This window comes from Arcicella rosea (genome assembly GCF_040543805.1).
Taxonomy (GTDB): Bacteria; Bacteroidota; Bacteroidia; order Cytophagales; family Spirosomataceae; genus Arcicella; species Arcicella rosea.
The window spans coordinates 94,481-120,333 of sequence record NZ_JBEUMS010000004.1; the positions used below are offsets into that span (position 1 = coordinate 94,481).

At 34.5% G+C, this 25,853-nt stretch carries 21 protein-coding genes; 14 read left to right on the forward strand and 7 right to left on the reverse strand.

All coding sequences use genetic code 11. The features are described from left to right. Positions 1-58: 58 nt before the first annotated feature. Positions 59-3,406 (reverse strand): TonB-dependent receptor, encoded by a 3,348-nt coding sequence (locus ABID42_RS06670; RefSeq protein ID WP_367282971.1) that lies wholly within the window; start codon positions 3,404-3,406, stop codon positions 59-61. Between the two features lie 503 nt (positions 3,407-3,909). Between ABID42_RS06670 and ABID42_RS06675 the strand changes: the two genes are divergently transcribed. From ABID42_RS06675 to ABID42_RS06690, 4 genes are all read left to right on the forward strand, one after another. After that, the gene (locus ABID42_RS06675) at positions 3,910-4,683 is read left to right on the forward strand and encodes an alpha/beta fold hydrolase (RefSeq protein ID WP_323260224.1); all 774 of its coding nucleotides are present in this window, start codon (positions 3,910-3,912) and stop codon (positions 4,681-4,683) included. A gap of 50 nt (positions 4,684-4,733) precedes the next feature. After that, the gene (locus ABID42_RS06680; RefSeq protein ID WP_367282972.1) at positions 4,734-5,426 is read left to right on the forward strand and encodes an SAM-dependent methyltransferase; all 693 of its coding nucleotides are present in this window, start codon (positions 4,734-4,736) and stop codon (positions 5,424-5,426) included. Positions 5,427-5,487: 61 nt separating this feature from the next. Continuing rightward, a complete protein-coding gene (locus ABID42_RS06685; protein WP_367282973.1) occupies positions 5,488-6,129 on the forward strand; it encodes an MBL fold metallo-hydrolase in 642 nt (213 codons plus the stop codon). Positions 6,130-6,152: 23 nt separating this feature from the next. Beyond that, the gene (locus ABID42_RS06690) at positions 6,153-6,878 is read left to right on the forward strand and encodes a CDP-alcohol phosphatidyltransferase family protein (RefSeq protein ID WP_367282974.1); all 726 of its coding nucleotides are present in this window, start codon (positions 6,153-6,155) and stop codon (positions 6,876-6,878) included. A 260-nt stretch (positions 6,879-7,138) separates the two neighbouring features. Here the strand turns inward: ABID42_RS06690 and ABID42_RS06695 are convergent, their stop codons facing one another. Both ABID42_RS06695 and ABID42_RS06700 read right to left on the reverse strand, forming a co-directional pair. After that, positions 7,139-9,919, reverse strand: a complete 2,781-nt coding sequence (locus ABID42_RS06695) for an alpha-amylase family glycosyl hydrolase (RefSeq protein ID WP_367282975.1) — start codon at positions 9,917-9,919, stop codon at positions 7,139-7,141. 223 nt (positions 9,920-10,142) lie between these two features. After that, the gene (locus ABID42_RS06700) at positions 10,143-10,724 is read right to left on the reverse strand and encodes a Maf family protein (RefSeq protein WP_367282976.1); all 582 of its coding nucleotides are present in this window, start codon (positions 10,722-10,724) and stop codon (positions 10,143-10,145) included. A 91-nt stretch (positions 10,725-10,815) separates the two neighbouring features. Here ABID42_RS06700 and ABID42_RS06705 point away from each other — a divergent pair, with 91 nt between their 5' ends. The 5 genes from ABID42_RS06705 (at position 10,816) to ABID42_RS06725 (ending at position 15,538) form a co-directional block, all read left to right on the forward strand. Then, entirely contained in the window at positions 10,816-12,696 is a 1,881-nt protein-coding gene (locus tag ABID42_RS06705; RefSeq protein WP_367282977.1) for a hypothetical protein, read from the forward strand. 103 nt (positions 12,697-12,799) lie between these two features. Continuing rightward, complete coding sequence (locus tag ABID42_RS06710; protein WP_367282978.1) at positions 12,800-13,261, forward strand: MarR family winged helix-turn-helix transcriptional regulator; 462 nt, start codon at positions 12,800-12,802, stop codon at positions 13,259-13,261. Between the two features lie 106 nt (positions 13,262-13,367). Next, positions 13,368-13,838 carry a MarR family winged helix-turn-helix transcriptional regulator gene (locus ABID42_RS06715; protein WP_367282979.1) on the forward strand — a complete coding sequence of 157 codons (471 nt, stop codon included), beginning with the start codon at positions 13,368-13,370 and terminating at the stop codon, positions 13,836-13,838. Between the two features lie 36 nt (positions 13,839-13,874). Then, positions 13,875-14,474, forward strand: a complete 600-nt coding sequence (locus ABID42_RS06720; RefSeq protein WP_323260242.1) for a YceI family protein — start codon at positions 13,875-13,877, stop codon at positions 14,472-14,474. A gap of 173 nt (positions 14,475-14,647) precedes the next feature. Next, positions 14,648-15,538 carry an SDR family oxidoreductase gene (locus ABID42_RS06725; RefSeq protein WP_367282980.1) on the forward strand — a complete coding sequence of 297 codons (891 nt, stop codon included), beginning with the start codon at positions 14,648-14,650 and terminating at the stop codon, positions 15,536-15,538. 74 nt (positions 15,539-15,612) lie between these two features. Here ABID42_RS06725 and ABID42_RS06730 read toward each other — a convergent pair whose 3' ends face one another. The 4 genes from ABID42_RS06730 to ABID42_RS06745 form a co-directional block, all read right to left on the reverse strand. Next, positions 15,613-16,518, reverse strand: coding sequence for a sugar phosphate isomerase/epimerase family protein (locus ABID42_RS06730; RefSeq protein ID WP_367282981.1), 906 nt, complete (start codon positions 16,516-16,518; stop codon positions 15,613-15,615). An 80-nt stretch (positions 16,519-16,598) separates the two neighbouring features. Then, the gene (locus tag ABID42_RS06735; RefSeq protein WP_367282982.1) at positions 16,599-18,023 is read right to left on the reverse strand and encodes a CCA tRNA nucleotidyltransferase; all 1,425 of its coding nucleotides are present in this window, start codon (positions 18,021-18,023) and stop codon (positions 16,599-16,601) included. Between the two features lie 195 nt (positions 18,024-18,218). Further along, the gene (locus tag ABID42_RS06740) at positions 18,219-18,773 is read right to left on the reverse strand and encodes an L-threonylcarbamoyladenylate synthase (RefSeq protein WP_323260249.1); all 555 of its coding nucleotides are present in this window, start codon (positions 18,771-18,773) and stop codon (positions 18,219-18,221) included. Between the two features lie 81 nt (positions 18,774-18,854). Next, entirely contained in the window at positions 18,855-20,438 is a 1,584-nt protein-coding gene (locus ABID42_RS06745) for a hypothetical protein (protein ID WP_367282983.1), read from the reverse strand. Positions 20,439-20,812: 374 nt separating this feature from the next. On the opposite strand from ABID42_RS06745, the gene ABID42_RS06750 reads away from it, so the two are divergent. The 5 genes from ABID42_RS06750 to ABID42_RS06770 all read left to right on the forward strand — a co-directional run bounded on the left by ABID42_RS06750 (position 20,813) and on the right by ABID42_RS06770 (position 25,712). Beyond that, entirely contained in the window at positions 20,813-21,415 is a 603-nt protein-coding gene (locus tag ABID42_RS06750; protein WP_367282984.1) for a hypothetical protein, read from the forward strand. A 75-nt stretch (positions 21,416-21,490) separates the two neighbouring features. After that, positions 21,491-22,135 (forward strand): hypothetical protein, encoded by a 645-nt coding sequence (locus ABID42_RS06755; RefSeq protein WP_367282985.1) that lies wholly within the window; start codon positions 21,491-21,493, stop codon positions 22,133-22,135. Between the two features lie 48 nt (positions 22,136-22,183). After that, complete coding sequence (argS, locus tag ABID42_RS06760; RefSeq protein WP_367282986.1) at positions 22,184-23,959, forward strand: arginine--tRNA ligase; 1,776 nt, start codon at positions 22,184-22,186, stop codon at positions 23,957-23,959. A 13-nt stretch (positions 23,960-23,972) separates the two neighbouring features. Then, on the forward strand, positions 23,973-24,602 hold the full coding sequence (locus ABID42_RS06765) for a glutathione peroxidase (RefSeq protein WP_367282987.1): 630 nt from the start codon (positions 23,973-23,975) through the stop codon (positions 24,600-24,602). Between the two features lie 126 nt (positions 24,603-24,728). After that, a complete protein-coding gene (locus ABID42_RS06770; RefSeq protein WP_367282988.1) occupies positions 24,729-25,712 on the forward strand; it encodes a 1,4-dihydroxy-2-naphthoate polyprenyltransferase in 984 nt (327 codons plus the stop codon). The last annotated feature ends 141 nt before the right edge of the window (positions 25,713-25,853 follow it).

The following is a 25,853-nucleotide window of genomic DNA, read 5'->3' on the forward strand; positions in this document are numbered from 1 at the left end:
AAAAAACTCAGAGAAATTTCTCTGAGTTTTTTTGTGGTTGTTGTATCTGCAATAATGATTAGTTGAAGATATAACGGATACCTATTTGTCCTTGCCATCTTGAACCTAAACCTGTTGATTTTTGGAATGATTCTGTTAATGGATTAGTACCACTTTGATAAGGGTATGTGAAAATTGGTTTACCAGTAGGTACAGAACCTGTACTTACAGCACCAACTGCATTGTCATATCCTACAAAATTTAACAATGCAGTACGGTAAGTTGTTTGGTTTAACCCCCAGTTTGGATTTACAAAATTACCAGCATTGAACATATCGAAGGTTAATTGAATTGTATTTACTTTCCCTCCAACTACGATATTGAAATCTTGGATAATTTTAAAATCAAAGTTTGTTGACCAAGGTAAAACAGCACCATTACGTTCAGCATATTGACCACGTCTTGAACTTAAGTAAGGGTCTTGACTAATGAATTTATCTAAATCAGCCCATTGTTGTGCAGCTGTGTAAGTTCCAATAGCTCTCAACAAGATTTCATTTTGGTCTTTAGGTACATAAATCAAATCATTAGTAGTTTGAGAATCACCATTCATATCACCAGAATAGATATATGAGTAACGTCCTGAAGGGCCAGTTGAATAAGTAAATCCAAAAGTAGTTGACATTTTATTGTTCAGATAATTCAATTTATAACTACCAAATCCTATAATGCGGTGAGTTTGTAAGAAGTTAGAATAAGAAGCAACATCAGCATTTGGGTTACCTACAACTACACGGTCACGCCACATAGATTGAGCGATAGAACCACCATCATTAACAGAACGAGAGTCAGTATAAGTATATGAAATACTTGCAAATAAACCGCTATCGAATGTTTTAGCAAGGGTACCTGTTAAAGCATAACTATAACCATTACTTGTGTTTTTCATTAAAATTGCATCAGAAATGTTTGGTTTTTCAGCTGTGTTTCCTCCTTGTGCTGTTGGAATCGAACCATAGATTCTGTTGTTTGCAGTTGATGGAAAACCGAGAGCATTAACATTATAGTAGATTGCTCTATTATCAGCTCCTAGTGCATTTCTTGGAGAAGTTGGTAAGTTAACGTTGTCCAAATAAACAGCATTTATATCCTTTGTATAAATACCTTCAAATGTTGCTAGCCAGCCATCACCTAAACTCTTGTCCACAGCAATATTTGCTCTGAAAATCTGTGGGAATTTAAAGTTTTCGTCAGTTACAGCTAAGTTATATGACGTAGGTTTGAAATTGTTAATATCTACAGCTGGACGATAAGCGTCAACATTAGCATTGAAAGGGCGGTTAGTAGGATTGTTGATACTTTCAGAACCAAATAATACACCGTTATTAGATAATTGATTAGATAACCATACATAAGGTACACGACCAGAGAAGATACCAAAACCACCACGAATTTGTGTTTTCTTTTCTTCATTAACATCCCAATTGAAGCCGACACGTGGAGACCATAACAAAGTGAACTCAGGAAAACGATCTGTCGCTAACTTTACACCATCTCTGAATGTAAGAGCTGGAACGTAAGGATTAGTTGTAGTTGCATTTTTCTCAACAGGGAAAGATGTACCATCTGCACGCAAACCTACTGTTACTTTGAATCCTTTACCAACATTGATTTCATCTTGAGCATATAAACTTAACGTACTTCCTTTCATTTTAGCGAAAGGGAAAGAAGATGTGTTAGACCATTGTTGACGATATTGAAGTGCATTTGAAGTTCCATTGTTTACACTTGCATAAAAATCATCAAATGAATTAAACTGATAACCACCATAATAATTTGGAGCAAAACCGTTGCGGAATGAATTACTTTCAAATGCCGCTCCAAATGTAAATACATTTTTACCTGAATAAACAGTTACGTTATCAGAAATTTGGAAGACATCTGTATCTAGTATGTTGTTAGCAGAGAAAGGTTCAAAACCAAAAGAAGTAGCTGACTGACCAGCACCATTGCCAATATCAACTGTAGGGAAAGGTGTGCTATTTACAGGTGATTCACGGTAATCACGCAATTGAGTATAACCAACAGTTAAATTATTTGCAATATTTCCACCAAAAGTTGAGTTTAATTCTGCAATATATGAATCTAAATTATTATTGATTCTATATAAACCACCGTGGAAAGGTAAGTTAGTACTTGTTGGTCCACGTCCATTAGATAAAGCACCTGAATTTGAAGCAGTAATATCAGAGAATGAACGAAGTGTATTATACTTAATATTCAATTTATGTTTATCAGAAATGTTCCAGTCTAAACGTGCATTGAATTTAGTACTTTCAGTTAATTTATCATAACCTTCGTATAATCCTGGATTGTAATTAAATTTTTCTAATAAAAAAGCTTTTAACTTATCCAAATCTTCTGCTTTAACAGAAGACGTAGTAGCAGGGTCAGCAGTTACACCTGTACGAGTAGCAACACGGGTAGAACCTGGGTCTTTTCTATTTTCTTTTTCAAAGCTAGCAAAAACGAATAACTTATTTTTGATAATAGCACCTCCTACACGACCACCAATTTGTGATACGCTGAATGTAGGATACTTATTTTCAATATCACCTATTTTCTCACTAACTAAACTTTGACTACGGTTAAATGTATAAGCCGAACCAGACCATTCGTTAGTACCACTTTTAGTAACTACGTTTACACTGGCACCAGTTGACATACCTTGGCGAACATCAAATGGGGCAATATTAACTTGAAACTGGTCAATTGCATCAACAGAAATTGGTTGTGCTCCAGCTTGTCCACCTACAGTACCACTTAAACCGAAAGTGTTGTTGAATAGAGCACCGTCAACAGAGATGTTATTGTATGAACTGCTACGACCAGCGAAACTTAAACCACCGTTTGAACGTGGGTCAAGACGAGCAAAATCAGTTAATGAACGGTTTAAAGTAGGTAAAGTTGTTACCTGTTTATTTCCAACAGTCGTAGCTGCACCTGTACGACCAGCATTAATCACTGAGCTTCTTGCTGCTACAACCTTAATCTCTTCAATCTGTGATGAAGCAGATTCCATTTTCGCATTTATGCGAAGGTCTTGAGAAAGTGTAAGGTTAATACCAGTTTTAACATTGTCTTTAAATCCGACAAAAGAAATGGTTACTTTATAAGGTCCACCCACTTTCATGTTAGCAATGTTGAAACGACCATCAGCACGAGCTGCAGTACCATAGCGTGAACCTGTTGGTTCATGAATAGCAATAATATTTGCGCCTGGTAAAGCATCTCCTTTTTCATCAACTACTGTACCAGATATAGCAGCAGTGGTCGATCCTTGAGCGAAAACCTGTACACTCGAAATAGTGGCTATGAGAGCTAAGAAAACTGCCATAACTACCTTTGTAGTAAAGAATTTTTTCATGTTGAAAATTTGGAATTTAGTTAGAATTTGAATTGTTGAATTTGTTTGCAAAATAACAACTTTTTTTTAGGAAGAACAATATACCTTTATTAAGAAACTGTAAACAAGAATAGCCTAATCGCTTGATTTGTAGGTATAGTGCAATTATTTGTTTGAAAAGTTTAGTTGTTTGCCTTTTTTTGGAAAAGAAAGATTCAATTATAAAATAACTTATTTATAACTCTATAAGTTTAGTATTTTTTGAAGATTTACCTCTTGCCAGTATATTTGATTTTAATAAACTAAATATCGCTATAAAAGTTTTTTTAAAAGGGGATTTAATAGATAATTTTGCTTGAATATGCCTTTTTAGGCTATTTGTAATATTGAAAAAGAAAGGGGAACTTTGAAAAAGTTATTCATTAAAGATGAATTTTTGATATATAAACATTAGCAATAACATTATTCATCCTGAATTTGAGAAAATTTCTTGAAGCTCAGCATGGTAATTTATACAATTTTCAATGAAATTATATTGTAGAAAAACAGGAGAAAGTGGTTCGAATATTGTCATTTTACACGGTATTTTTGGCTCGTCGGATAATTGGTTAACTATCGGTAAAGTACTTGCAGAGCAACATACTGTTTATATGCTCGACCAACGAAATCATGGTCAATCGCCAAGAAGTGATGTCTTTAATTACGAAGTAATGGCTGCTGATTTGAAAGAATTTATCGAAGAAAATGCTATCGAAAATCCTATTTTAGTCGGGCATTCAATGGGAGGAAAAGTAGTTATGCAGTTTGCGATGAATTATCCAGATGCTTTTGCTAAAATGGTGGTGGTTGATATTGCTCCTAAATTTTACCCTGTTCATCACTCAATGATTTTACAAGGATTGGCAGCAGTTGATTTAAAAAACTTAAAAAGTAGAACCGAAGCGAACGAGATTTTAAAAAGATTCGAAGAAAGTGAAGGCGTTCGTCAATTTCTTTTAAAGAACCTTTGGCGAAATCCTGAAAAAAACAATGAGTTCGATTGGCGAATCAACGTTCCTGTAATCACTAAAAATATTGATGTAGTTGGGCATGAACTTGAAAATGAACACAGTGTAACTCAACCTGTTTTATTTATTCGTGGAGCATCATCTCATTATATTCAGCCAGAAGATGAGCGTAAAATTTGGGAATTATTCCCGAATTATGAATTAGAAACCATAGAAGGAGCGGGGCATTGGGTGCAAGCTGATAAACCTCAAGAATTCATCGAAGTATTATCTCGATTTGTAAAAGCTTAAATGTTTTAAGAATTTTTCTGGATTACAATCTCAAACAAATCGTTTTAAAAATGCTTTTTTTAATTCCTTCCACATTAGCTCCTGATACTTCTGAATCAGTACTTTCTCCACAAATCAGAGAAGTAATCAAGGAAACTGATTATTATTTTGTTGAAAATATTCGCACGACTCGTCGTTTTATCAGCGAATTGAAAGTCGGTAAAGTAATAGACCAACTTCATTTTTTTGAATTAGATAAAGATACTCCTCTTGCTAAAGTAAAGCAGTATTTCAAAGAAATTCCTGAAGGCAAATCAATTGGCGTGATTTCAGAAGCGGGTTGCCCCGGCGTAGCCGACCCCGGTGCTTTGGCAGTACAGACCGCCCATCAGTTGGGAATGAAAGTAGTACCTTTGGTTGGTCCTTCGTCGATTCTTTTGGGTTTGATGGCATCAGGTTTTTCTGGACAATCATTTGTTTTTCATGGCTATTTGCCCATTGATAAAGTAGAAAGAGCTAAAAAAATGAAAGTACTTGAAAATGATGCAAGAAAAGGACAGACCCAAATTTTCATGGAAACGCCTTTTAGAAATAATCAATTGTTAGATGATTTATTGAGTAATTTAGCTTCCAGTACTTTTTTATGTATTGCTTGTAATGTAACGGGTTCAGATGAATTCATTCAGACAAAAACAATTGCTGAGTGGAAAAAACAAAAACCAGATTTGCATAAAAAACCTACGATGTTTTTATTATCAATCTAAAAATTTCGAGGATTTATCGTCATCTTTGTGCGCTTTTAAACATTAATTATTCACCACTACTATGATTCAAGTTCAAACATTTAGGTTTAACCCTTTTGGCGAAAACACGTATGTGCTCTTTGATGAGACCAAAGAATGTGTCATCATCGACCCCGGTTGCCATGTTTATGAGGAACGAAGTGCTTTGAAAAATTATATTCATGATCAAGGTTTGAAGGTGATTCATCTATTGAATACACATGCACATATTGATCATGTTTTGGGCAATGAATTTATCAAAAGAACATACGGTGTGAAATTACATCTTCATAAAGAAGATTTACCACTTTTATTGAATGCCGGAAGTAGAGCTGAATATTATGGTTTTCCTACTTATGAGGAGTCAACTGTAGATGTTTTTATTGAAGAAGGTGATGTAATTACTTTTGGTAAATCTGCATTAGAAGTAATTTTTGTGCCCGGTCATGCGCCCGGTCATGTGGCTTTTCTGAATAAAGCTGAAAAAATTTGTGTGAGTGGTGATGTGTTGTTCAAAGGAAGTATTGGTAGAACAGATTTCCCTTTATGCAGTTTTGAAGATTTAGAAAATAGTATTAGAACCAAACTTTATACCCTTGAGGATGATATGGTGGTATATCCCGGTCACGGTGAAACTACAACAATTGGTTTTGAAAAAATTTATAACCCTTTTATCCGATTGTAAAAAACCATCTTCATCTGAATAAAATGATTGAAATTAAAAAACACATTCCTAACACACTAACTTGTGCCAATTTACTTTGCGGATGCTTTGGAATTTTAAAGGTGTTCAATGGGGACTTACCAACTGCTTCTTACTTAATTGGAATTGCCTTAATTTGTGACTGGCTCGATGGTTTTGTGGCTAGATTGTTACATGTTTCTTCGCCTATCGGAAAACAATTAGATTCATTGGCAGATATGGTTACTTTTGGTGCTTTGCCTGCTTTTATGATATTGAATCTTATTGAAAGTAGTTGTACTGGTTATTGTACTACTGGGCTTTTCGGTTTTCATAAACCTTATATTGCTTTTGGATTAGCTATTTTTTCAGCAGTACGTTTGGCTAAATTTAATATTGATACTCGTCAAAGTGATTCTTTTATTGGTGTGCCAACACCTGCGAATGGAATGGTCGTGGCAGCTTTGCCACTTATCGCTTTTTATCAACCAGAATACAAAGATTTTTTTATCAATTATAATGTGTTGATTTTCTACTCTATCATCATGTCGTATTTATTGGTGGCAGAGTTACCGCTGTTTGCTTTGAAATTCAAGGATTTTGACTGGAAGTCAAATCAAACGAAGTATATATTCCTGATTCTTTCTATTTTTCTGCTAGTTTTCTTGAAATTTGTGGCAGTTCCTGTCATCATTTTAATTTACATTTTGCTGTCAATTATTCAGAATTTCTTACTGAAAAGTAATCAATAATAAAGAAATTGTTGTTTCCTACTTTGATTATTTAGGTTGATACTAAAAACCTCAAAATACCGCAAAAAAGAGTCTCGTGAGATACTTGAAGTATGTCCGTTGATATAAATTGCCGCAAAATACCGCAAAAAAATATCTCACGAGATACTTGAAGTATGTCGTGAGATATAAATTACCGCAAATTACCGCAAAAAAGTATCTCGTGAGATAATTCATGTATGTCTTGAGAATCTAAAAGACGCTCAAAACATCATTTCAATTTATTTTTTAATGAATTTCTTCGTGAATTGTTTTTCGCCTTGGCTAACATTCAATAAGTAAATTCCTTGCGGAAGTTGTCGGATGTCGATTGGATAGATTTTACCAGCGTCTTTTTGTTCACTTTCATAAACTGGTTTTCCCAATAAATTGTTGATTTTAAGTAATATCGTTCCTTTTTGTTGAGTGTTTACTTCAACCGTAATGATTTCTTCACTTGGGTTTGGATAGACTTTAATCCCAACTTCTTGTTCTTCTGCATTTGCCAAAATCCTTTCTTCTTCTAATTTCCAAGGTACTAAATTGGCTTCTGGTTTGGCTAAAGCCACGCTGCTCAATACATGAAATTGTCCAGGTGCTAATACATATTTCGTTTTTAAATCGCTTACATTGATTTCTGAATTGGTAAAGAAATCGTACCATTTGCCAGTACTAGGAAAAACATCTGTGATTGTCTTCTGCTCTAAATCAAAATTAGCAATCATGAGTATTTTTTGAGAAGCTGAATTCAAAGTAATTTTTTTAACAGTTGTTGAAAGCTCCGTTTGAAAATCACTCGTTTTAAATACTTCCTGATTCGTTTTTAGTTTAATTAATTCCGAAAATACTTTATACAGTTTCATTCGGTCGGCATCGTCTTTATAGTCCCAATGAATCGGTTTTTTGCCCGTTCTACCATTTTGGTCGATAGAAATATCATAGCCCAATTCTCCAAATTGCCAAACCATTTTCGGTCCCGGAATCGCAAAAAACATTGCTGCTGCCGCCTTTGTTCTTTCCATCACAGTTGCTACACTAAAAATAGCTTTACTGTTTTTCAAAGCATCATAAGCTACTCTTTCTTCATCGTGGCTCTCCATATAACCAATTGCTCCTGCATTTTTGAAACCACGAGCTTTGTAAGAAAGTCGGCTGAAATCACTGGCATTTCCTTTTACAGCATTTCTGAATTCACCGTTGAGATTCGCCCAAACCATCATGCCCAAATCTGTAAAAGTTTGTTCTTCTTTATCTTCTGAAAATAATTCAAGAATGAAGTAAGCATCTTTATCGAAGCTTCTGATATTATCGTAATATCCTTTTAAAATATCAACTCTACTTTGGTCGTACAGTCTAAACTGACTATCGTTTGAAGAACTTTTTTGTGTAAAGCCTTTGGCTAAATCCACTCGATAACCATCAATATTATACTCTTTCAACCAAAATTCATTTGCACGATTTACATACGCTTTTGTATTAAGGCTTTCATGATTGAAATCGAAGAAAACGCTAAATGGATGATTTGCCTGCTGATTGAAAAATGGTGAATCAGTAGAAGGTTGCGAGCCATCCCAATACATTTTCACATAAGGAAATTCATAATCTGCTTGGTTGAAAACAATGTCCAGAACCACAGCAATACCATTTTCATGACAAGTATCAATGAATTTCTTGAGGTCTTCTCTAGTACCATAAGCTTTGTCGGCAGCGAAGTAATAAATTGGATTATAGCCCCAAGAATCATTCCCTGTAAATTCCGTCACAGGCATTAATTCAATACAATTGATTCCCAATGTTTTTAAATAGGGAATTCTATTGATGGCATTTTTGTAAGAACCATCCGTATCAAAATCACGAATATGTAATTCGTAAATCACCAAATTATCTTGTGAAGGACGTTTGAAATTAGTCGTTTTCCATTGATAAGGTGTTTGTCCAATCTGAAAAATAGAAGCAATACTCTTTACCGTTTCGGGAAGCTTTTTCAAGTTCGGATAAGTATTACTTGTAATGTATTGGTCATTATTAGGGTCAAGTATTTTTTCAGAATATGGGTCGCCAACGGCTAAAGTACCATTTACTAAATACTGATAAGCATATTCTTCCCCTTTGGTTAAACCCTCAATTTCTAGCCAATAACGATTGCCATCAGGAGTACGTTTCATCAAATACTTCGCATCACTTTTCCATAGATTAAAGTCTCCAATGAGGTAAACGAAATCTTTTTTCGGAGCAAAAAGTACCAAAGCAACTTTTGTATCAGAGATATAATTAATACCATCTTTTAAACCCGCTGGCAAGGCTTCAGTAATTGGCGTTGGTTTCACAGTAACAATAAATTCCGCAGTGGATGTTTCGGTTAGGCTTGTGGCAGTAAATTTTACAGTTTGGATGGCTCCAGAAATATTCCCTACGTTCAAAGAATACTTCAAAGAATCGTTATTAATACTCGTTACAACAGTGCTACCATTCACCGTTAAACTTAAATTAGCTTTTTGAGATGCCACTGCTACAATAGGAATTGTACTGCCAGCGTTGGCAAAAAATGTTTTTTCTTGAGGTTGAATAAAAGCCACATTGAGCTTATTATCGTACATTGTTACAAAGAGGTCTTCGGTTTGGGCAGTGCCGTCGCCACTTTTTAATAATACTCCAAGTCTTTTGATGGTTGATGAAACTGGCACTGCATAATACTCTCTGGGTTTCATTTTGATACTCCATTGGTCATTACCTAGTGAAGTCATTTTTCCTTTTTCAAAAGGTTGGGCAAAATTGGTTTGCCCAGCAGGTTGATATTGAAAGGCATCGCCCGTTTCGGTAGTGCCTGCGCCAGACCATAAATAAACGTCAGATGTTTTGCCTAATAAAGCTTTCGCACGAGAATCTTTGGCAAGTTTAAGGTTGAAGATGATGGTAATTTCTTGGTCTCCATTTGGTAATGCAGGAATTGTGGTGACGACCTGTGCAAAAGAGCAGAGGCTAATCACCCAAAACAGAGCGAATAGTATTGTTGATTTTTTCATGATGTTTATAAAAGGTTGGTCAATGGAAACCCGAAGGTACTAGAAAGGAGCGAGTACTTTGGTAGAGTGCTACACAGGTATAACGTAGAAATATTTAATTGTTAAATAGTACTTTGAGGTGAATTTTGTCAAGAAAAAGAAGAAAAATCAGCTTTTAGCTTCTAGTTATGCAAAGATGAAGTATTTTACAGAACCAGAAACTAAATGTTTGATAAACAGTATTTTATTGAATTTTGAAGAATGGTTGAAGGGCATCATAAACACGGTGAATGGGCAAACCCATTACGGTAAAATATGAACCCTCCATGCGTGGAATACCAACCATTCCAATAAAATCTTGAACGCCATAAGCTCCAGCTTTATCGAAAGGCTTACAAGTTTTAATGTAATATTCAATTTCTTGGTTCGTTAATTCACGGAAGAAAACATTGGCAATATCGACAAAATTTTGCGTACCTTCCTTTGTCATCACGCAAACGCCAGTAATTACTTGGTGCTGACGACCCGATAATTTTTTAAGCATCAAGCTTGCTTCGATAGCATCTTTGGGTTTATTTAGAATATCATTATCCACAACCACGATGGTATCGGCAGTAAGAATGATTTGATTATCAAGCTCTTCTTTGAATGCCTCTGCTTTTTTGAGGGCTAAAAAAGCGGGAACTTCAATAGCTGGCATGGTATTAGGAAAGTCTTCGTTGGTATCTTTTACTTTAACAGTAAACTCAAAACCAGCCTCTCGTAATAACTGTTGGCGACGTGGTGAGTTGGACGCTAGAATAAGCGGTTTAGTTAATTGAAGCATTATTTCTTGTTTTGGGAAATTAAAATTAATGAATAAAACTCGACAAATTTACTCAAATTCAGTCAATCAGCTCATGAAGTTTATTTTCTTCATGAGTATATTACTTTTTATTACTCCCATCAATTCAAATGCACAAAATTTAGACTCAATTAGGATAGAAATTCCAAAGGTAAAAGCAACACCACTAGATGTCAGCATGAAATCTGAAAAAGATAGCCTTACTTTTACTAAACTCAAAAAGAAGTTTTCTAAAAATAAAATTCTCAGAGAAATCCATCATGCCTTGTTCAAAGATGTTTATAATACGAATAATCAAGGGCAAGAAATTGTAAAAATTGAAGACGATCCATTTACAGAATATGAAGGTAGAGTAATTCGTAAAATCTATGTAAAACGCCTGAGAGTATTCGGAGAAAGTATTGCTGATACCACTAGAATTGCGGAAGGCTTTGAAAAGTTTTTGAGTTCATTACATGCGAATACTCAAGAGAGTGTAATTCGAAAATCATTTTTGTTATTCAATGTGGGTGATATTGTTGATGCTGATAGATTAAGAGATAATGAGCGCTTGATGCGCCAAAGTGCTATTTTGCACGATGCCAGAATTTTGGTTTTGCCCGACCCAGAGTATCCTAATTTGGTAGATTTATTAGTACTTACCCAAGATATTTGGTCTTTAATTGTTGATGGCGAAGCCAATGGATTACAAAATTATTCAATCAGGGTTCGACAGGTAAATTTTAGGGGCGTAGGACATTCGTGGAGTAATACTTTTTTCATGAATACCCGTGAAAAACCCGCTTTAGAATATGCCAGTACTTATACCATTCCTTATATCGGTAAAACGTTTGTGACTGGTCAGGCTGAATTAGAGTTGAAGAGAACTTCTTCACATTATGCTTTTCGGCTTTTTCGTCCTTTTCTTACACCTGAAATGAAATTAGCAGGAGGTTTAGTAATAAGTAAAGATGAAAATGAACGCATGCAATTCAGGGCTTTTGATGGCACAACCTACCGACTTAACGATAGCACCAATTTCTTTTTTCCTATCAAAAAGGATTTTATAGATTTTTGGTTGGCTCGTGCCTTTAAAGTAAATTTTTTGAACAAAGGAAAAGACAGCCGTTCCAGATTTGTAGTCGGACTTAGATTTAGCGATGTAAGGTTTGATAAACGCCCAGAAGTAACGGCCGATACCAATCAACTTTATAGAAATCACCGAGATTATTTGATTGGAATCGGTTTTTCAAATAGAAAATACAAACGTGATATTTTGATTTATGGTTTCGGATTAACGGAAGACGTTCCCTACGGTTACTTGGCTAGTTTTGTAACAGGTATGGAAAATTCCGATGCTTTCGGGAGTCGTTGGTATGCAGGAATAAAACTTGCGAAAGGAGAGTACATTGGCAAAGCTGGTTATTTGTATGGATTAATAAATGTTGGAGGTTACTCAAACGGTACAACTGGAATGAGCATTGAGTCCAATTATTTCAGTACGCTTCATGCTTTTAGAAGACGTACACAAATCAGGCATTTTGTTAATTTACGATATGCCTTTGGTACACAACGTTACACAGGAGAGTTCATCAACGTTAATCGTGAAAATGGAATTTTAGATGTAAATAGTGATAAACTTTGGGGAACGAAAAAAATGGGTTTGGGTTATCAGATAGTGTTTTTTTCAAAATTGAATTTTGTCGGATTCAGAATTGCTCCATTTTTTCAGACAGATTTTGCATTTATTAATCCTAAAAATGAGTTTTTGTTCAAGCAAACGCCCTATACAAGTATTGGAATTGGGATACGCCTCAGAAATGAAAATTTAACGTTTAATACTTTCCAAATTAAATTTTCATACTTCCCAAATCTGCCCAATATACAAGTTTTGAATGCCTCATTTAATGATACCTATAATTTAAGACTAAAAGATTTTGATATTTCGGCACCTGAAATTGTACCTTTTAGGTAAAAAAATGACCGTTAACTAAGTTTTAAGCCATTTCGAAACAATATCTCATTAGCTTACGTTTTTAAAATTAGTATAAAGTTTAACCTAAGTAAACGATTAGATTATGTCCATTGAAAAAGACATTAAGCAGAAGTCCTTTAAGAATGTTTATCAAAAAGTTGCAGTGAATTTGATGTACACAGATAGTTGGTTATTGAATCACTATACACAACTTTTAAAGCCCTATAATCTCTCGGATAAACAATATTTCGTGTTAAAAATCCTTAGTGAAAGCCATCCCAATGCTGTTTCGGTTAATTTTATTATCGAAAGAATGTTAGATAAAATGTCTAATGCTTCTCGTTTGGTAGATAAATTAGTCGAAAAAAAACTTGTTGTTAAAGTTCGTTCAAAGATAGATAAGCGTTCAATGAACGTTGCCATTACTCCTAAAGGTTTATTATTAGTAGATGAATTAAACAAAAAAGTAGCTTTATGGGAAGCCAATTACTCAAAACTGACGAAAGAAGAAATTAAAGTACTTCATAATTTACTGAATAAGATGAGAGATTCGACAAGTATGTGAAATTAAATACTTGATATTCAGTGTGTTATTCTTATTAACAAAAAATTAACAATTAAATGTATTGACATTAAATGTTTTTACATTAAATTTGTATCGTAATAAAATTATGAGCATCGAAAAAGACATAAAACAAGCAAGCTTTAAATCAGCCCATTCAAAAGCGATGGTCAATATTGTTTATACAAACAATTGGTTGGCTACTTTGCAAATGGAAGTTTTAAAACCTTATGATTTAACACTTCAGCAATACAACGTTCTTAGAATTTTAAGAGGGCATCATCCAGAACCTATCACAGTGATAGGAATTATTGAAAGAATGTTGGATAAAATGTCTAACGCTTCAAGATTAGTGGATAAGCTTTTGTTGAAAGAGATGGTTGTAAGACGTGAATGTCCGAACGACCGCCGTGCTGTTGATATTTTGATTACTGAAAAAGGTTTAGACTTATTAGCTGAACTAGATGTATTACAAAAACAATGGGAGCAACAACTTTATGGTTTAACAGAAAGTGAAGCCCTACAATTAAGCGATTTGTTGGATAAATTGAGACAGTCGCCACCCGAATCAGAACAATAAATAATTTTAATAAATAACAATAAATAAATTCAAGTAATGAAATCTATCAAATCTATTCTTAGCGTTTTAGCAGCAGCTTTGTTTGTAAACGTAGCGGTTGCAGGTACTCCAAACACAGGTAAAAAAGCAACAACTTTAGCAGTTGATACAAAAGGAAGTAAAATTCACTGGTTGGCTAAAAAAGTAACAGGTCAGCACGAAGGTACAATTGCTATTTCTTCAGGTTCATTAGTAACTTCAGGAAATAAAGTAACTGGTGGTTCTTTTGTAATCGACATGAAATCAATCGTTTGTACTGACATCACTGATGCTGAATACAACAAAAAATTCATCGGTCACATCACAACTGGTGATTTCTTCGAAGTAGAAAAATTCCCAACTTCTACTTTCAAAATCACTAAAGTTGCTGGTGCAAACATCACAGGAGATTTAACTTTACACGGCATCACAAAATCAATCACTTTCCCTGCTAAAATTACAACTGCTGGTGGAAAAACTACTGCAACTGCTTCTATTCCAGTTGACAGAACAGATTTCAACGTGAAATACGGTTCTAAGAAATTCTTCGAATCAATCGGTGACAAAGCTATCGATGACGTTTTCAATTTAGATGTAACTTTAGTTGCTGGAAAGTAATTTCCCTTAAACCTTCATTCTAGGTTTTAAAATCCTCATAAAGTATTCTTTCGAGATGCTTTATGAGGATTTTTCTTTGTTCAATAAATTCAACAAAGGTATGCTTGCATAATAATTATATTTAATTCATATTGCATTATATTTTATCTTGAAATTGTATAAAATTGATTGCTATGAATTTTAATGAACCAATGCTAAGGGATGGAGCCTTGCGAGGAAAAACAATTATTGTAACAGGCGGAGGAACTGGCTTGGGGCGTTCGATGTCAAAATATTTTTTAGAGTTGGGTGCCAACGTTGTAATTGCTTCAAGAAAAAAAGCAGTTTTGGACGAAACGGCTGCGGAACTCATAGCAGAAACAGGAGGGAAAGTATTGGCGATTGCTTGTGATGCTAGAAATTATGATGAAGTAGAAAATGTACTGAAAAGTTCAGTTGAGCATTTCGGTGCTGTGCATGGCTTGGTAAATAATGCCGCAGGTAATTTTATTAGCCCTACCGAAAAACTATCACACAAAGCTTTTGATATTGTTGTTGATATTGTTTTAAAAGGCTCTTATAACTTTAGTTTAGCCGTCGGGAAATATTGGATTGAACAAAAAATAAAAGGAACAGTAATGTCTATAGTGACTACTTATGCTTGGACCGGTTCGGCTTATGTAGTGCCATCAGCAACAGCAAAAGCTGGGGTTTTAGCCTTGACACGCTCGTTAGCTGTAGAATGGGGGGCAAAGTATGGTATTCGTTTTAATGCCATTGCTCCGGGGCCGTTTCCAACACAAGGAGCTTGGGAAAGACTTTTTCCAGCAGAAGCGATGGGAGAGGAGTTGGCAAATAAATTAGCCCCAGAAAATAGAATTCCACTCAAAAGAGTAGGTGAACATCAAGAATTAGCGAATTTAGCAGCTTACTTAATGTCAGATTTTTCAGCTTATATTAACGGCGAAGTAATTACAATCGACGGTGGTGAGTGGTTAATGGGGGCAGGAGAATTCTCAGATTTAAACGAAGTATCTGAAGAAAAATGGGAAGCCATTGCTAAGGCTGTTCGAGGAAAAAAATAATAGAGTTTATGAGTTGAAGGTTTATGAGAAGACAAATACAGTTTCGACTCATAAACTTTCAACTCATATACTTGCTAAAACTTCACTTTCTTAATCCATTCTAAATCATACTTCATAGATTCCAGTGGAGTATGCCCTTGATAGGATTCTTGCTCGATGATGTACTCGGTTGTTCCAGCAGTTTTGGCAGCCATTTTCAATACTTCTGCTACATTCATAATGCCTTTGCCAAGCATTGAACTTTCCCAAGGCTCTTTTTCGCCTTTTACTTCGTCTTTCACGTGCATCAATTCAAAACGACCGGGATATTGTTTCAATAATTCCATCGGACGACCGCCACCACCGTACATATTACCAATATCTAATTGCTGGCAAACCAATTTAGGGTCAGTGTATTGCATAATGATGTCGTACACTTTTACACTCGTGAGACGAAGACTAAATTCAAAGTCATGGTTATGATAGCCAAATTTCACACCAGATTTCAAAGAAAGTTCACCTGCTTTGTTGAATACATCCATAAAGCGTTTGCAATCTTCAAAGTTTCTACGAAGACTAATATCCAACCACGGACTGATTAAATACTTTTGTCCAAGAATGGCTGCATCTTCCACGGTTTGTTTCCAAGAGTCAGTAAAATCTTGCTTAGTGGCATCCCAGTCTTCTCCTTTCATCACCACGTGACCACTTCGCATCGAAAGCCCTAAATCATCAATAATTTTACGAAACTCCTTTGGTTCGTAACCATAAAATTTATGATTGATGTAATTGGCATGTTCTACATTTTTATAACCCATTTCAGCAATAGCTTTTAGAGTAGCCAAAGGGTCTTTTTTCATGTCGTCACGGACAGAATATAATTGTAAGCCAATATTTTTTTGAGAAGATTTACTTGCCCAAAGAGTATCTGGAATCAGTAGGGCTGTTCCAGCCAAAGCAGTAGTTTGGAGAAATTTGCGTCGAGAATGGTTTTGGTTCATTGCTGATATTTTTTTTCAACAATATAAAAACTTCGTGCAGAAATGGTGTCTTTGCTTGTGATGAATTTCGGTTTTGGTGGCTATTTCTCAACCGCCACCAAACCCAATTTAGCTCCTTCTGCCAACACAAATGGAATGCCTGACTCTAAAGTATTTTCAATTTGTCCTTCTAAAATGGCTTCACGAACGGCTATTTTGATGATGCCTACTTCTTTGGATGGTTTAATGCCAAATAATTCCATAATAAGTTCGCCTGTTACTACTGGCTGAAATTGACGTAATTTGTCACTTTCTTCTACTTCTTTTAATTTCTGTTCAACGATGTCGAAATTGCGGAGGTATTTTTTTACTTTTTCACCATTTTTAGAAGTAATATCTGCCCGACAAAGTATCATCAAACCTTCTAAATCTTCGCCTGCTTCGTAGAGCAAACGTCTGAGTGCTGAATCGGTAATGGCTTCTTTGGAAAGAGCGATTGGACGTAAATGTAAACGAACCAATTTTTTTACAAAACGCATTTTTTCATTCAAGGGCAAACGCATCTCGGTGAAAATTCCTTTCACCCATTTTGCTCCCATTTCCTCATGTCCGTGGAAAGTCCAGCCACGCTTTTTATCAAAACGTTTGGTAGCAGGTTTGGCAATATCGTGTAAAATGGCCGCCCAACGAATCCATAAATCATCCGTTTTGGTTGAAGCGTTATCAAGTACTTGTAGGGTATGATAAAAATTATCTTTATGTCCTTTGCCTTCTTCGGTTTCTACGCCTTTTAGTTTTACGAACTCTGGAAAAATTTTTTCTAACAAACCACAAGAATCTAATAATAGAAAACCGTAAGAAGGCTTTTTTGCCAAAATGATTTTATTCAATTCATCAGTAATACGTTCTTTCGAAATAATATCAATACGTTCTCTTTCCTTGATAAGTGCATCAAAAGTATCTGGATGAATATCAAAATTAAGTTGCGTAGCAAAGCGAATAGCTCGCATCATTCTGAGCGGGTCGTCCGAAAAAGTAATACTCGGTTCTAAAGGCGTTTTGATGATTTTTCTACGAATATCTGCTAAACCATCAAAAGGGTCGATTAATTCACCAAAATTATTATCGTTCAACGAAATCGCCATAGCATTAATGGTGAAATCTCTGCGATTTTGGTCGTCTTCTAAAGTACCATCTTCTACGATGGGTTTGCGTGAATCACGTTGGTAAGATTCTCTTCTTGCTCCTACAAATTCTACTTCCCAATCGTCTAATTTTATCATTGCCGTTCCGAAATTTTTGAAAATGGAAAGGTAAGTATCTTCTCTGCCAGAGTTTTTGGCAACTAATTCTGCTAATTCAATGCCCGAACCTACACAAACGATGTCAATATCTTTGGAAGGTCGGTTTAAAATAAGGTCACGCACAAATCCACCTACTACATAAGCAGGTACATTTAAGGCTTTTGCGGCATCTGCCACAATTTTAAAAATTGGATTTGTATGTAAAGTTTCTGCGAAATTCATATTGATAAGTAATTGAGCGATTTATTGATTACTACATTTAAATCGCAGCGGTTGACCGCTCACAAATTACCCTTTGTATTATTGTTGATTGATTTTACTTGCTTTAGGCTGTATGTAATAAGCATAAAACTATCTTTTTTAACAAAAATGTAGTTTGCCTGATGCCTACTGCATCATTACTAATTACTACGCAATTTATTTTCTGATGAATTTAAAATCACCACCAAGCCCTAATTTTACAATTTGTGAAGGCTGAATATTTTTATTTTCTCCTTTAGGATTCTTCAAAATGAAGTCAACATTTTCAATGATTTTCGGAGAAATGTCTTCAAATTTTTGCGGAGAAGGTTCTCCAGAAAGGTTTGCCGAAGTAGAAACAATGGCACGTTCAAATTTGTAAACTAAACCTTTACAAAATTCATCTTTCACCAAACGAATCGCAATGGAACCGTCTTCGCCCAATAAATTAGGCGCAAGATTTTTTCCTTGTGGATAAATTACTGTCAATGGCTTTTCTGCGAATTCTACCAAATTCCAAGCAATTTCTGGTACTTCAGTTACATATTCTGAAAGTTGTTCGATTTTTGAAATCAAAATGATAAAAGCCTTACTTTCAGGTCTTTGTTTAAGCTGATAAAGTTTTTCAACGGCTTTTTCGTTGCGGGAATCACATCCTAAACCCCAAATAGTATCAGAGGGGTAAAGAAGAGTATCTCCTTTGCGTAAATGTTGAAGGGCGTCGTGGTACATGATTAATATTTTTTGCAAAGGTATGAAAAAAGCTTCGCTCTGCCTTCTTAACTGGAATGATTGTAATTTCAGCTTTTCCGTTTATTGACTTTTTGCCTCTTTTTGTGGAACGTAATGGAGTTTCCGAAGGTAAAATACTTCTCTTGGTAATTCATCTAAACGACTATTACCTTCTAACTTTCTTTTTCCCCAAACCAGAAAATTCTGATTGTACCAAGCAGCAACATTGGCATCTTCATCGGCTTTTTGCGTACTATCACTTTTTATTTCAAAGGTTTCAATTTCTCCTAATACTTCATTTTTCCTGATTTGTTGCATTTGTACTTTGCCTTTTTTGAAATAAGCCATCAAATAGCGGTCTTGTAAACTAGAAATTTGTACTTGTTCTACCAATTCACCACTTTCTAAATTATCCATGACCAAGGCATTATCCCATAAAAGATTTCCTTCTTTATCAAATTCACAAATGACGGCGTGCGTAAAACGATAATCGTCTTTGTTTTCATAATTCTTGAATCTAGTTCGGGTTACAGTATTGAAATTATTGTAGTTTTTAGGCAAAGTATAATAAATTTCAGCAACTAAAACTGCTCCTTTTTTAGTTTCTAATAAGTTGTGAACCAGTAATTTATAGCTAAAGTTTGGGTCTTTTCCTTCTTTCTTTTTTTGTTCAATTTTTTCTTTCAGCTTTTCTTGTTTCTTGGGCGACATAAAACTGAAAAAGTTTTTCAAATCAGCAAATTTGATGATGTTGGTATTTTTTTCGAGTCCTTCTTCCAGACGAGTAAGGTATAAACCTTTTGAAAATTCATTGCAGTTATTCGAAAAATTGCCGACCAAAAGCGATTCTTTTTCATTTAAAGTCAACATTTTTCCACTAATAAAACTCAAACTGTTTCCTTCTTTATCTGGCACATGAATTGTTCTCAAAGATTTGCCTTCGTAAGAGTAAGTTTGAATTACCAAACCACATTTTCCTTTTCTACGTTCTTTGACGATAACGTTTAATTCATTTCTTTTTTCATCAATTTCCAAAGCATTAATTTCCAGTCGGTCATCGTACAAACCGTGGAGTACTTTAGCTTTTTGATTGAAAAATGAAAAAGAAGCAACAATGGGTTTATCAAAATAAATTCCACCCAAAAAAGCCGTATTGCTCAATACTTTAAAGAAAGAAAAATCAATAATACTTGGTAGTTCGCCTTTAAATTCATCAATTTCTCCTCTGGCTAAATCGATTCTAACAATATTGATTTTAGGAGTTTCTGGAATACTAAAAAGCCAAAACAAGTAATCTTTGTTTTGGAAACTCATTTGAAGCTCATACTCATAAGCCATTGAAAAATTAGTAGTCCAAGTTAAATGAAAATCGGTATCGTACTTTTGGAATGTCCATTGCATACCATCATGATTGTACATGCCATTTTTTTCGAGCGTCAACAGCAAGCCATCATTTTCTAATGGCAAAACCGTCATTGTTTCTTCCGTTTTAGTATTCTTGGGAATTTCGATAGCAGCAACTTGGTTTAGCTGTGCAAAAATGTTTTGGGAAAGTAACAAAAAGGAAAGAAATCCTGTAAAAGCAATTTTTTGATGTATTGAAGTAAAACGATGAATTGTTCTTAACCTCAACAACAACGAAAGTTTAGTTAGTAGATACTTCATAGCTTGAATACATTTAGAATAACAAGTTACAAAATCCGATGTTTACTCAAGATAAAATTGGCTAACTTTGTAGAAAATTATGTGAACATTGTCACTTTTTATCATAAGGAGAATAAATAACAAAAATTATGAAAACAATATTAAATAGTGGAACATTGGCAATTATGATTTTCGGGATAGGACCATTTGCTCTTCTTTTATGGTCTTTCGGAATGGACGGGGAAATAGTTTTGGGATTGTGGGTTGTTTCTGGCATACTAACAAAAGTATTTATTGTTAACAGAAGAAAGTGAACTAATAAGTTAAATATGAGCATTTTACGAAGACTTTTTATGAGAAAAAAAATTCTTTTATTCTTTCACTTGTTACTATTTATGTCACTTAGTGATAATGTTTTTTCTCAGAAGAAAAGTAGCACTGATGTTCATGTAAACGGATATTATCGTAACAATGGGACATATGTCAAACCATATTATAGAACGTCACCTAATAAAACTAATTCTGATAATTTTTCAACAATTGGTAATACAAATCCATACACTGGTAAAGAAGGAACTATCATACCTGACAAGATACCAATCTCTTCTGATGAAGATATAAGTAATTATATTTCAAATATTAAATCTGTACCCAATAATAGTTTACAAGTTAAACCCAGTAAGGACATTTTTTATGAATGGGTAAAAAATGGAACAAACAGAAACGACGATTGGTATAATAAAATGGTTGATGAAAGAGATTTGTCTTTGTTCGGACACACACACAAATCGACAAACACTCTCAAGTTTATTGTAAAAAACAATAAGGCATATTTTTATAGTAAACCATTAAATAGTCATATCCAAAACAGATACTTAATCGCTGGAGATATAGGGAAAGTCGTTTTAATTGAAAATAGGTTTGTATTTATAGAATTTTATGATCTAAAAGGGAATAAGCAAAAAGGATGGATTCGTAGAGATGACATATACTTTTAGGAATATTGATGTTTAGATATCTGTTATAATAGGCATGGAGTTTTAATGAAAATGACAATAAATTTAAATTAAACTATGAAGTATAGTTTTGATGATTCTTTTGATAATGAATTTATATGGACTGAACTCTATTACCTTGAGTTTGAAATAAACTTAGGTTTAGATTGTCTAAAACAAATATTGAGTAGTAGTGATGTTTGGTTGACTAAAAGTCGAGAAATTTTTCTTGAAAAAACGAAAAAGGATAAAATTCTTACCACTGAAGTTACAGAAATTAAAGTTGCTCACTATAATGATAATTATCAACGAAATGAAATGTTAATTGATAATTTACAAATTTTACAAGGATACTCATTATGCCAATCTATTACATCATTTTTTGAGAGTAGCTTAAAAAATGTAAGTGAAAAAGTTCAGAGTGAGTTTAAGTCTGAGATGCAACTAAGCAAAAAAAAGTTTATGAAAATAGAAGGTTATTACAACTACCTAATTAAGGTATTTGGGAAAGTCGATATTGAATATGATGAACTATACCAGAGCATAATGAAATTTTATAAAATTAGAAATATCATTGTACATTCTGGGGGTATATCAATCAGTGGAGAGAAACAGATTATAGTGTCTTCAAATGACTTGAATAAAATACTTGATAAAATAGCTTTGTTTTTTAATAAGTTACTTCTACATATAAACAATAAATACTATGAAATGAAAAATTGAAGAGTATTTTCTAAATAATATTTAAAGAAGAAAGAAAAAATAAAAATAATGAATTTAGAAAAAATATTACAAGAGCACATCGCAGCGGCTTTGAAAGCTGAATTTGACGTAGAAGAATCTAATATTGCCCTTCAACCCACTCGTAAAGATTTTGAAGGTTCTTTCACTTTTGTGGTTTTCCCTTATGTAAAAACTTTACGTAAATCTCCTGTTGAATTGGGAAACGCTATCGGCAATTACTTGGTGGCTAATTCGGGTGTGGTGAAGGCTTTCAATGTTGTGCAAGGATTTTTAAATATTTCTATTGCTGATGCTGCTTGGCTTGATATGTTCGGTGGAATTTTTAAAGATAAAAAGTTTGGACAACTAGCCGATAAAAAGGAAACTGTAATGGTGGAGTATTCTTCGCCAAATACTAACAAACCTTTGCACCTTGGTCACCTTCGTAATAATTTCTTGGGCTTTTCGGTTGCTCAGATTTTGTCAGCCAATGGTTATGAATTAGTAAAAGCCAATTTAGTAAACGATCGAGGAATCCATATTTGTAAGTCGATGTTGGCTTATCAAAAATTTGGAAATGGCGAAACACCTGAGTCGTCAGGATTAAAAGGCGATCATTTGGTTGGAAAGTATTATGTAGAATTCGATAAGCATTACAAAGTAGAAATTGAAGCTTTAAAAGCGAATGGTTTATCAGAAGATGATGCTAAAAAACAAGCACCACTTTTAATTGAAGCCCAAGAAATGCTTTTAAAATGGGAAGAAGGCGATGCTGAAACCTTGGCACTTTGGAACAAAATGAACGATTGGGTTTTTGCGGGTTTCAACCAAACTTATCAAAAAATGGGCGTAAGTTTTGATAAAATCTATCGTGAATCAAATACTTATTTGCTTGGTAAAAAATCAGTTGAAGAAGGCTTGAAATCAGGTGTTTTCTTTCAAAAAGAAGATTCTTCGGTTTGGATTGATTTAACCGATGAAGGATTAGACCAAAAATTGGTACTTCGTAAAGATGGTACTTCGGTATATATCACCCAAGATATTGGTACTGCTGATTTGAAGTACAACGATTTTAAAATGTCGAAATCGGTGTATGTGGTTGGTAATGAACAAGATTATCACTTTGAAGTATTGTTCAAGATTTTGAAAAAATTGGGTCGTCCATATTCAGATGGTACTTATCATTTAAGTTACGGGATGGTTGACTTACCTTCTGGGAAAATGAAATCTCGTGAAGGAACAGTAGTTGATGCAGATGATTTAATGCAAGAAATGACTGATACTGCTCGTGAACGTACTTTAGAATTGGGTAAAATCGACGGTTTTTCAAAAGAAGAAGCCGAAGAACTGTATCATACTTTAGCAATGGGCGCTTTGAAATACTTCTTACTAAAAGTTGACCCTAAAAAAAGAATGTTGTTCAACCCAGAAGAATCAATCGATTTCCAAGGAAATACAGGGCCATTTATTCAATATACACATGCACGTATTTGTTCGATTTTAAGAAAAGCGCATGAACAAGGAATTATCGGCGTAGCAAGTAATTACAAAACCTTGCACGAATCTGAACAAGAAGTAATATATTTATTGAGCGAATACCCGAAAAAATTAGCAGATGCTGGTAGAGAGCTTTCTCCGTCTTTAATTGCCCAATATGCTTACGACTTGGCGAAGGCTTACAACCGTTTTTATAACGAAGTAAGTATCTTTAATGAGACCGATTTGGATGCTCAGCAATTTAGAATTGCATTTTCGAGTGTGGTTGGAGAAACAATTAAGAAGGCAATGGCGTTATTAGGAATAAATGTTCCAAGCAGAATGTAGCATTTGCCATTTCATGAAAAAGAAAATTATTTTAACTTTCATCTTAATCATCATCACAATTATGTTACTCAAACTATTGAAAATTGGCTCATTGATGGGTGCTTTAGCAGTACCTTTTACTCAAAATGATATTGCAGTTCGTCCAGAAACGATGGAAGCTCCAGCAAAGCAAGGTCTTTATGATTTCAAAGTGAAATCTTTAGATGGCAAAAATGTAGATTTGTCGATTTATAAAGGCAAAAAAGTAATTATTTTGAACACTGCTTCTAAATGTGGATTTACACCACAATATGCAGATTGGGAAAAATTCTATCTAGCAAACAAAGACAAAGTAGTAGTATTGGGTTTCCCAGCGAATGAATTCGGTGGACAAGAACCTGGTTCTGATGAAGAAATCTCTACTTTTTGCAAGAAAAATTACGGTGTTTCTTTCCCAATGTTTTCAAAAGTAGTAGTGAAAGGTGAAGGTAAATGTCCTTTATATCAATGGTTAACTACTAAATCATTGAACGGTTGGAACGACAAAGAACCATCTTGGAACTTCTGTAAATATGTTATCAACGAAAAAGGAGAATTAACTCATTTCTTTGCTTCAAAAATCAAACCTGATAGCCCAGAGTTTTTAGAAGCCATCAAATTATAATAGATTTTAAAGAAAACCTCACCCCCAACCCCCTCTCCTGTTGAGAGGGGGCTTTTTTAGCTCAAAAGCTCCCCTCTCAACAGGAGAAGGGTTGGGGGTGAGGTTCTTACCATTATTTATAACGATATGAAACACTGGATTTCTGCTGCCAGACCTCGTACTTTACCTCTTGCCCTTTCAAGTATTTTCATGGGAAGTTTCTTAGCTGCTGGTGCACATGCTTTCTCTTGGACTACCTTCACTTTAGCCGTTCTTACAACCATTTTCTTGCAAGTACTTTCTAATTTCGCTAACGATTATGGCGATACTGTCAGCGGTGTAGATACTGCTGAAAGAACCGTTGCCACTCGTGCCGTTCAAACAGGAGCAATTACTCGTGAGCAAATGACTAGAGCGATGATTGTCATGGCTGTTTTGTCTTTTATTACAGGTTCTTGGTTGATTTATGAAGGGTTGAAAGATACTTCTACGCAAGCAATACTTACTTTCTTTGGTTTAGGAATCCTTGCCATTATTGCTTCCATTACTTATACCGTTGGTAAAAGACCTTACGGTTACATGGGTTTGGGCGATATTTCTGTATTGATTTTCTTTGGTTGGGTTGGTGTATTGGGTACTTATTATTTGTTTGCTCATGAGTTTGTTTGGCTGAATGTTTTGCCTGCTACTTCATGCGGTTTATTTGCCGTTGGAGTATTGAATATTAATAATATTCGTGATATAGAATCGGATACTAAAACGGGTAAAAACTCTATTCCTGTTCGTTTAGGGAAAGATAAAGCCGTAATTTACCATTGGTTTTTATTAGGAACTGGTTTTTTGTGTACGGTAATTTATGAAACGATTATTACCTTAAAAGAACATTCAGAATTTAATATCAACTTAAGTTATAAAAATACTGACCTTCATCTTAACGTTGGCACTGGCGACCAGAACTTTAATTTACTTTGGTTGAACTGGCTTTTTGTAGTGACAGTTCCTTTACTAATCAGAATTTGTAAAGGTTTAGCCAAAGGAAAAACACCTGCACAAATCGACCCTTTCTTGAAAGTAATGGCATTAACGACTCTTTTGTTCGTCATCACTTTCGGTATTGGACAATTGATTTAATATTTGCTTCATTTTTTTAGCCCAATTCAATTTTAAGATATTACAAATTTGAACTAATAGGCATTAAGCCTAAAAAACCTGACAGTAAATTTGTAATATTGTGGGCTTAAAATCACCCATTATAAATTGTTTATCGTTTTT

Bases quoted from the DNA above. Each gene is read 5' to 3' on its own strand.
- ABID42_RS06670 (WP_367282971.1), bottom strand. From the start codon at position 3,406: ATGAAAAAATTCTTTACTACAAAGGTAGTTATGGCAGTTTTCTTAGCT.
- ABID42_RS06675 (WP_323260224.1), top strand. From the start codon at position 3,910: ATGAAATTATATTGTAGAAAAACAGGAGAAAGTGGTTCGAATATTGTC.
- ABID42_RS06680 (WP_367282972.1), top strand. From the start codon at position 4,734: ATGCTTTTTTTAATTCCTTCCACATTAGCTCCTGATACTTCTGAATCA.
- ABID42_RS06685 (WP_367282973.1), top strand. From the start codon at position 5,488: ATGATTCAAGTTCAAACATTTAGGTTTAACCCTTTTGGCGAAAACACG.
- ABID42_RS06690 (WP_367282974.1), top strand. From the start codon at position 6,153: ATGATTGAAATTAAAAAACACATTCCTAACACACTAACTTGTGCCAAT.
- ABID42_RS06695 (WP_367282975.1), bottom strand. From the start codon at position 9,919: ATGAAAAAATCAACAATACTATTCGCTCTGTTTTGGGTGATTAGCCTC.
- ABID42_RS06700 (WP_367282976.1), bottom strand. From the start codon at position 10,724: ATGCTTCAATTAACTAAACCGCTTATTCTAGCGTCCAACTCACCACGT.
- ABID42_RS06705 (WP_367282977.1), top strand. From the start codon at position 10,816: ATGAGTATATTACTTTTTATTACTCCCATCAATTCAAATGCACAAAAT.
- ABID42_RS06710 (WP_367282978.1), top strand. From the start codon at position 12,800: ATGTCCATTGAAAAAGACATTAAGCAGAAGTCCTTTAAGAATGTTTAT.
- ABID42_RS06715 (WP_367282979.1), top strand. From the start codon at position 13,368: ATGAGCATCGAAAAAGACATAAAACAAGCAAGCTTTAAATCAGCCCAT.
- ABID42_RS06720 (WP_323260242.1), top strand. From the start codon at position 13,875: ATGAAATCTATCAAATCTATTCTTAGCGTTTTAGCAGCAGCTTTGTTT.
- ABID42_RS06725 (WP_367282980.1), top strand. From the start codon at position 14,648: ATGAATTTTAATGAACCAATGCTAAGGGATGGAGCCTTGCGAGGAAAA.
- ABID42_RS06730 (WP_367282981.1), bottom strand. From the start codon at position 16,518: ATGAACCAAAACCATTCTCGACGCAAATTTCTCCAAACTACTGCTTTG.
- ABID42_RS06735 (WP_367282982.1), bottom strand. From the start codon at position 18,023: ATGAATTTCGCAGAAACTTTACATACAAATCCAATTTTTAAAATTGTG.
- ABID42_RS06740 (WP_323260249.1), bottom strand. From the start codon at position 18,773: ATGTACCACGACGCCCTTCAACATTTACGCAAAGGAGATACTCTTCTT.
- ABID42_RS06745 (WP_367282983.1), bottom strand. From the start codon at position 20,438: ATGAAGTATCTACTAACTAAACTTTCGTTGTTGTTGAGGTTAAGAACA.
- ABID42_RS06750 (WP_367282984.1), top strand. From the start codon at position 20,813: ATGTCACTTAGTGATAATGTTTTTTCTCAGAAGAAAAGTAGCACTGAT.
- ABID42_RS06755 (WP_367282985.1), top strand. From the start codon at position 21,491: ATGAAGTATAGTTTTGATGATTCTTTTGATAATGAATTTATATGGACT.
- argS (WP_367282986.1), top strand. From the start codon at position 22,184: ATGAATTTAGAAAAAATATTACAAGAGCACATCGCAGCGGCTTTGAAA.
- ABID42_RS06765 (WP_367282987.1), top strand. From the start codon at position 23,973: ATGAAAAAGAAAATTATTTTAACTTTCATCTTAATCATCATCACAATT.
- ABID42_RS06770 (WP_367282988.1), top strand. From the start codon at position 24,729: ATGAAACACTGGATTTCTGCTGCCAGACCTCGTACTTTACCTCTTGCC.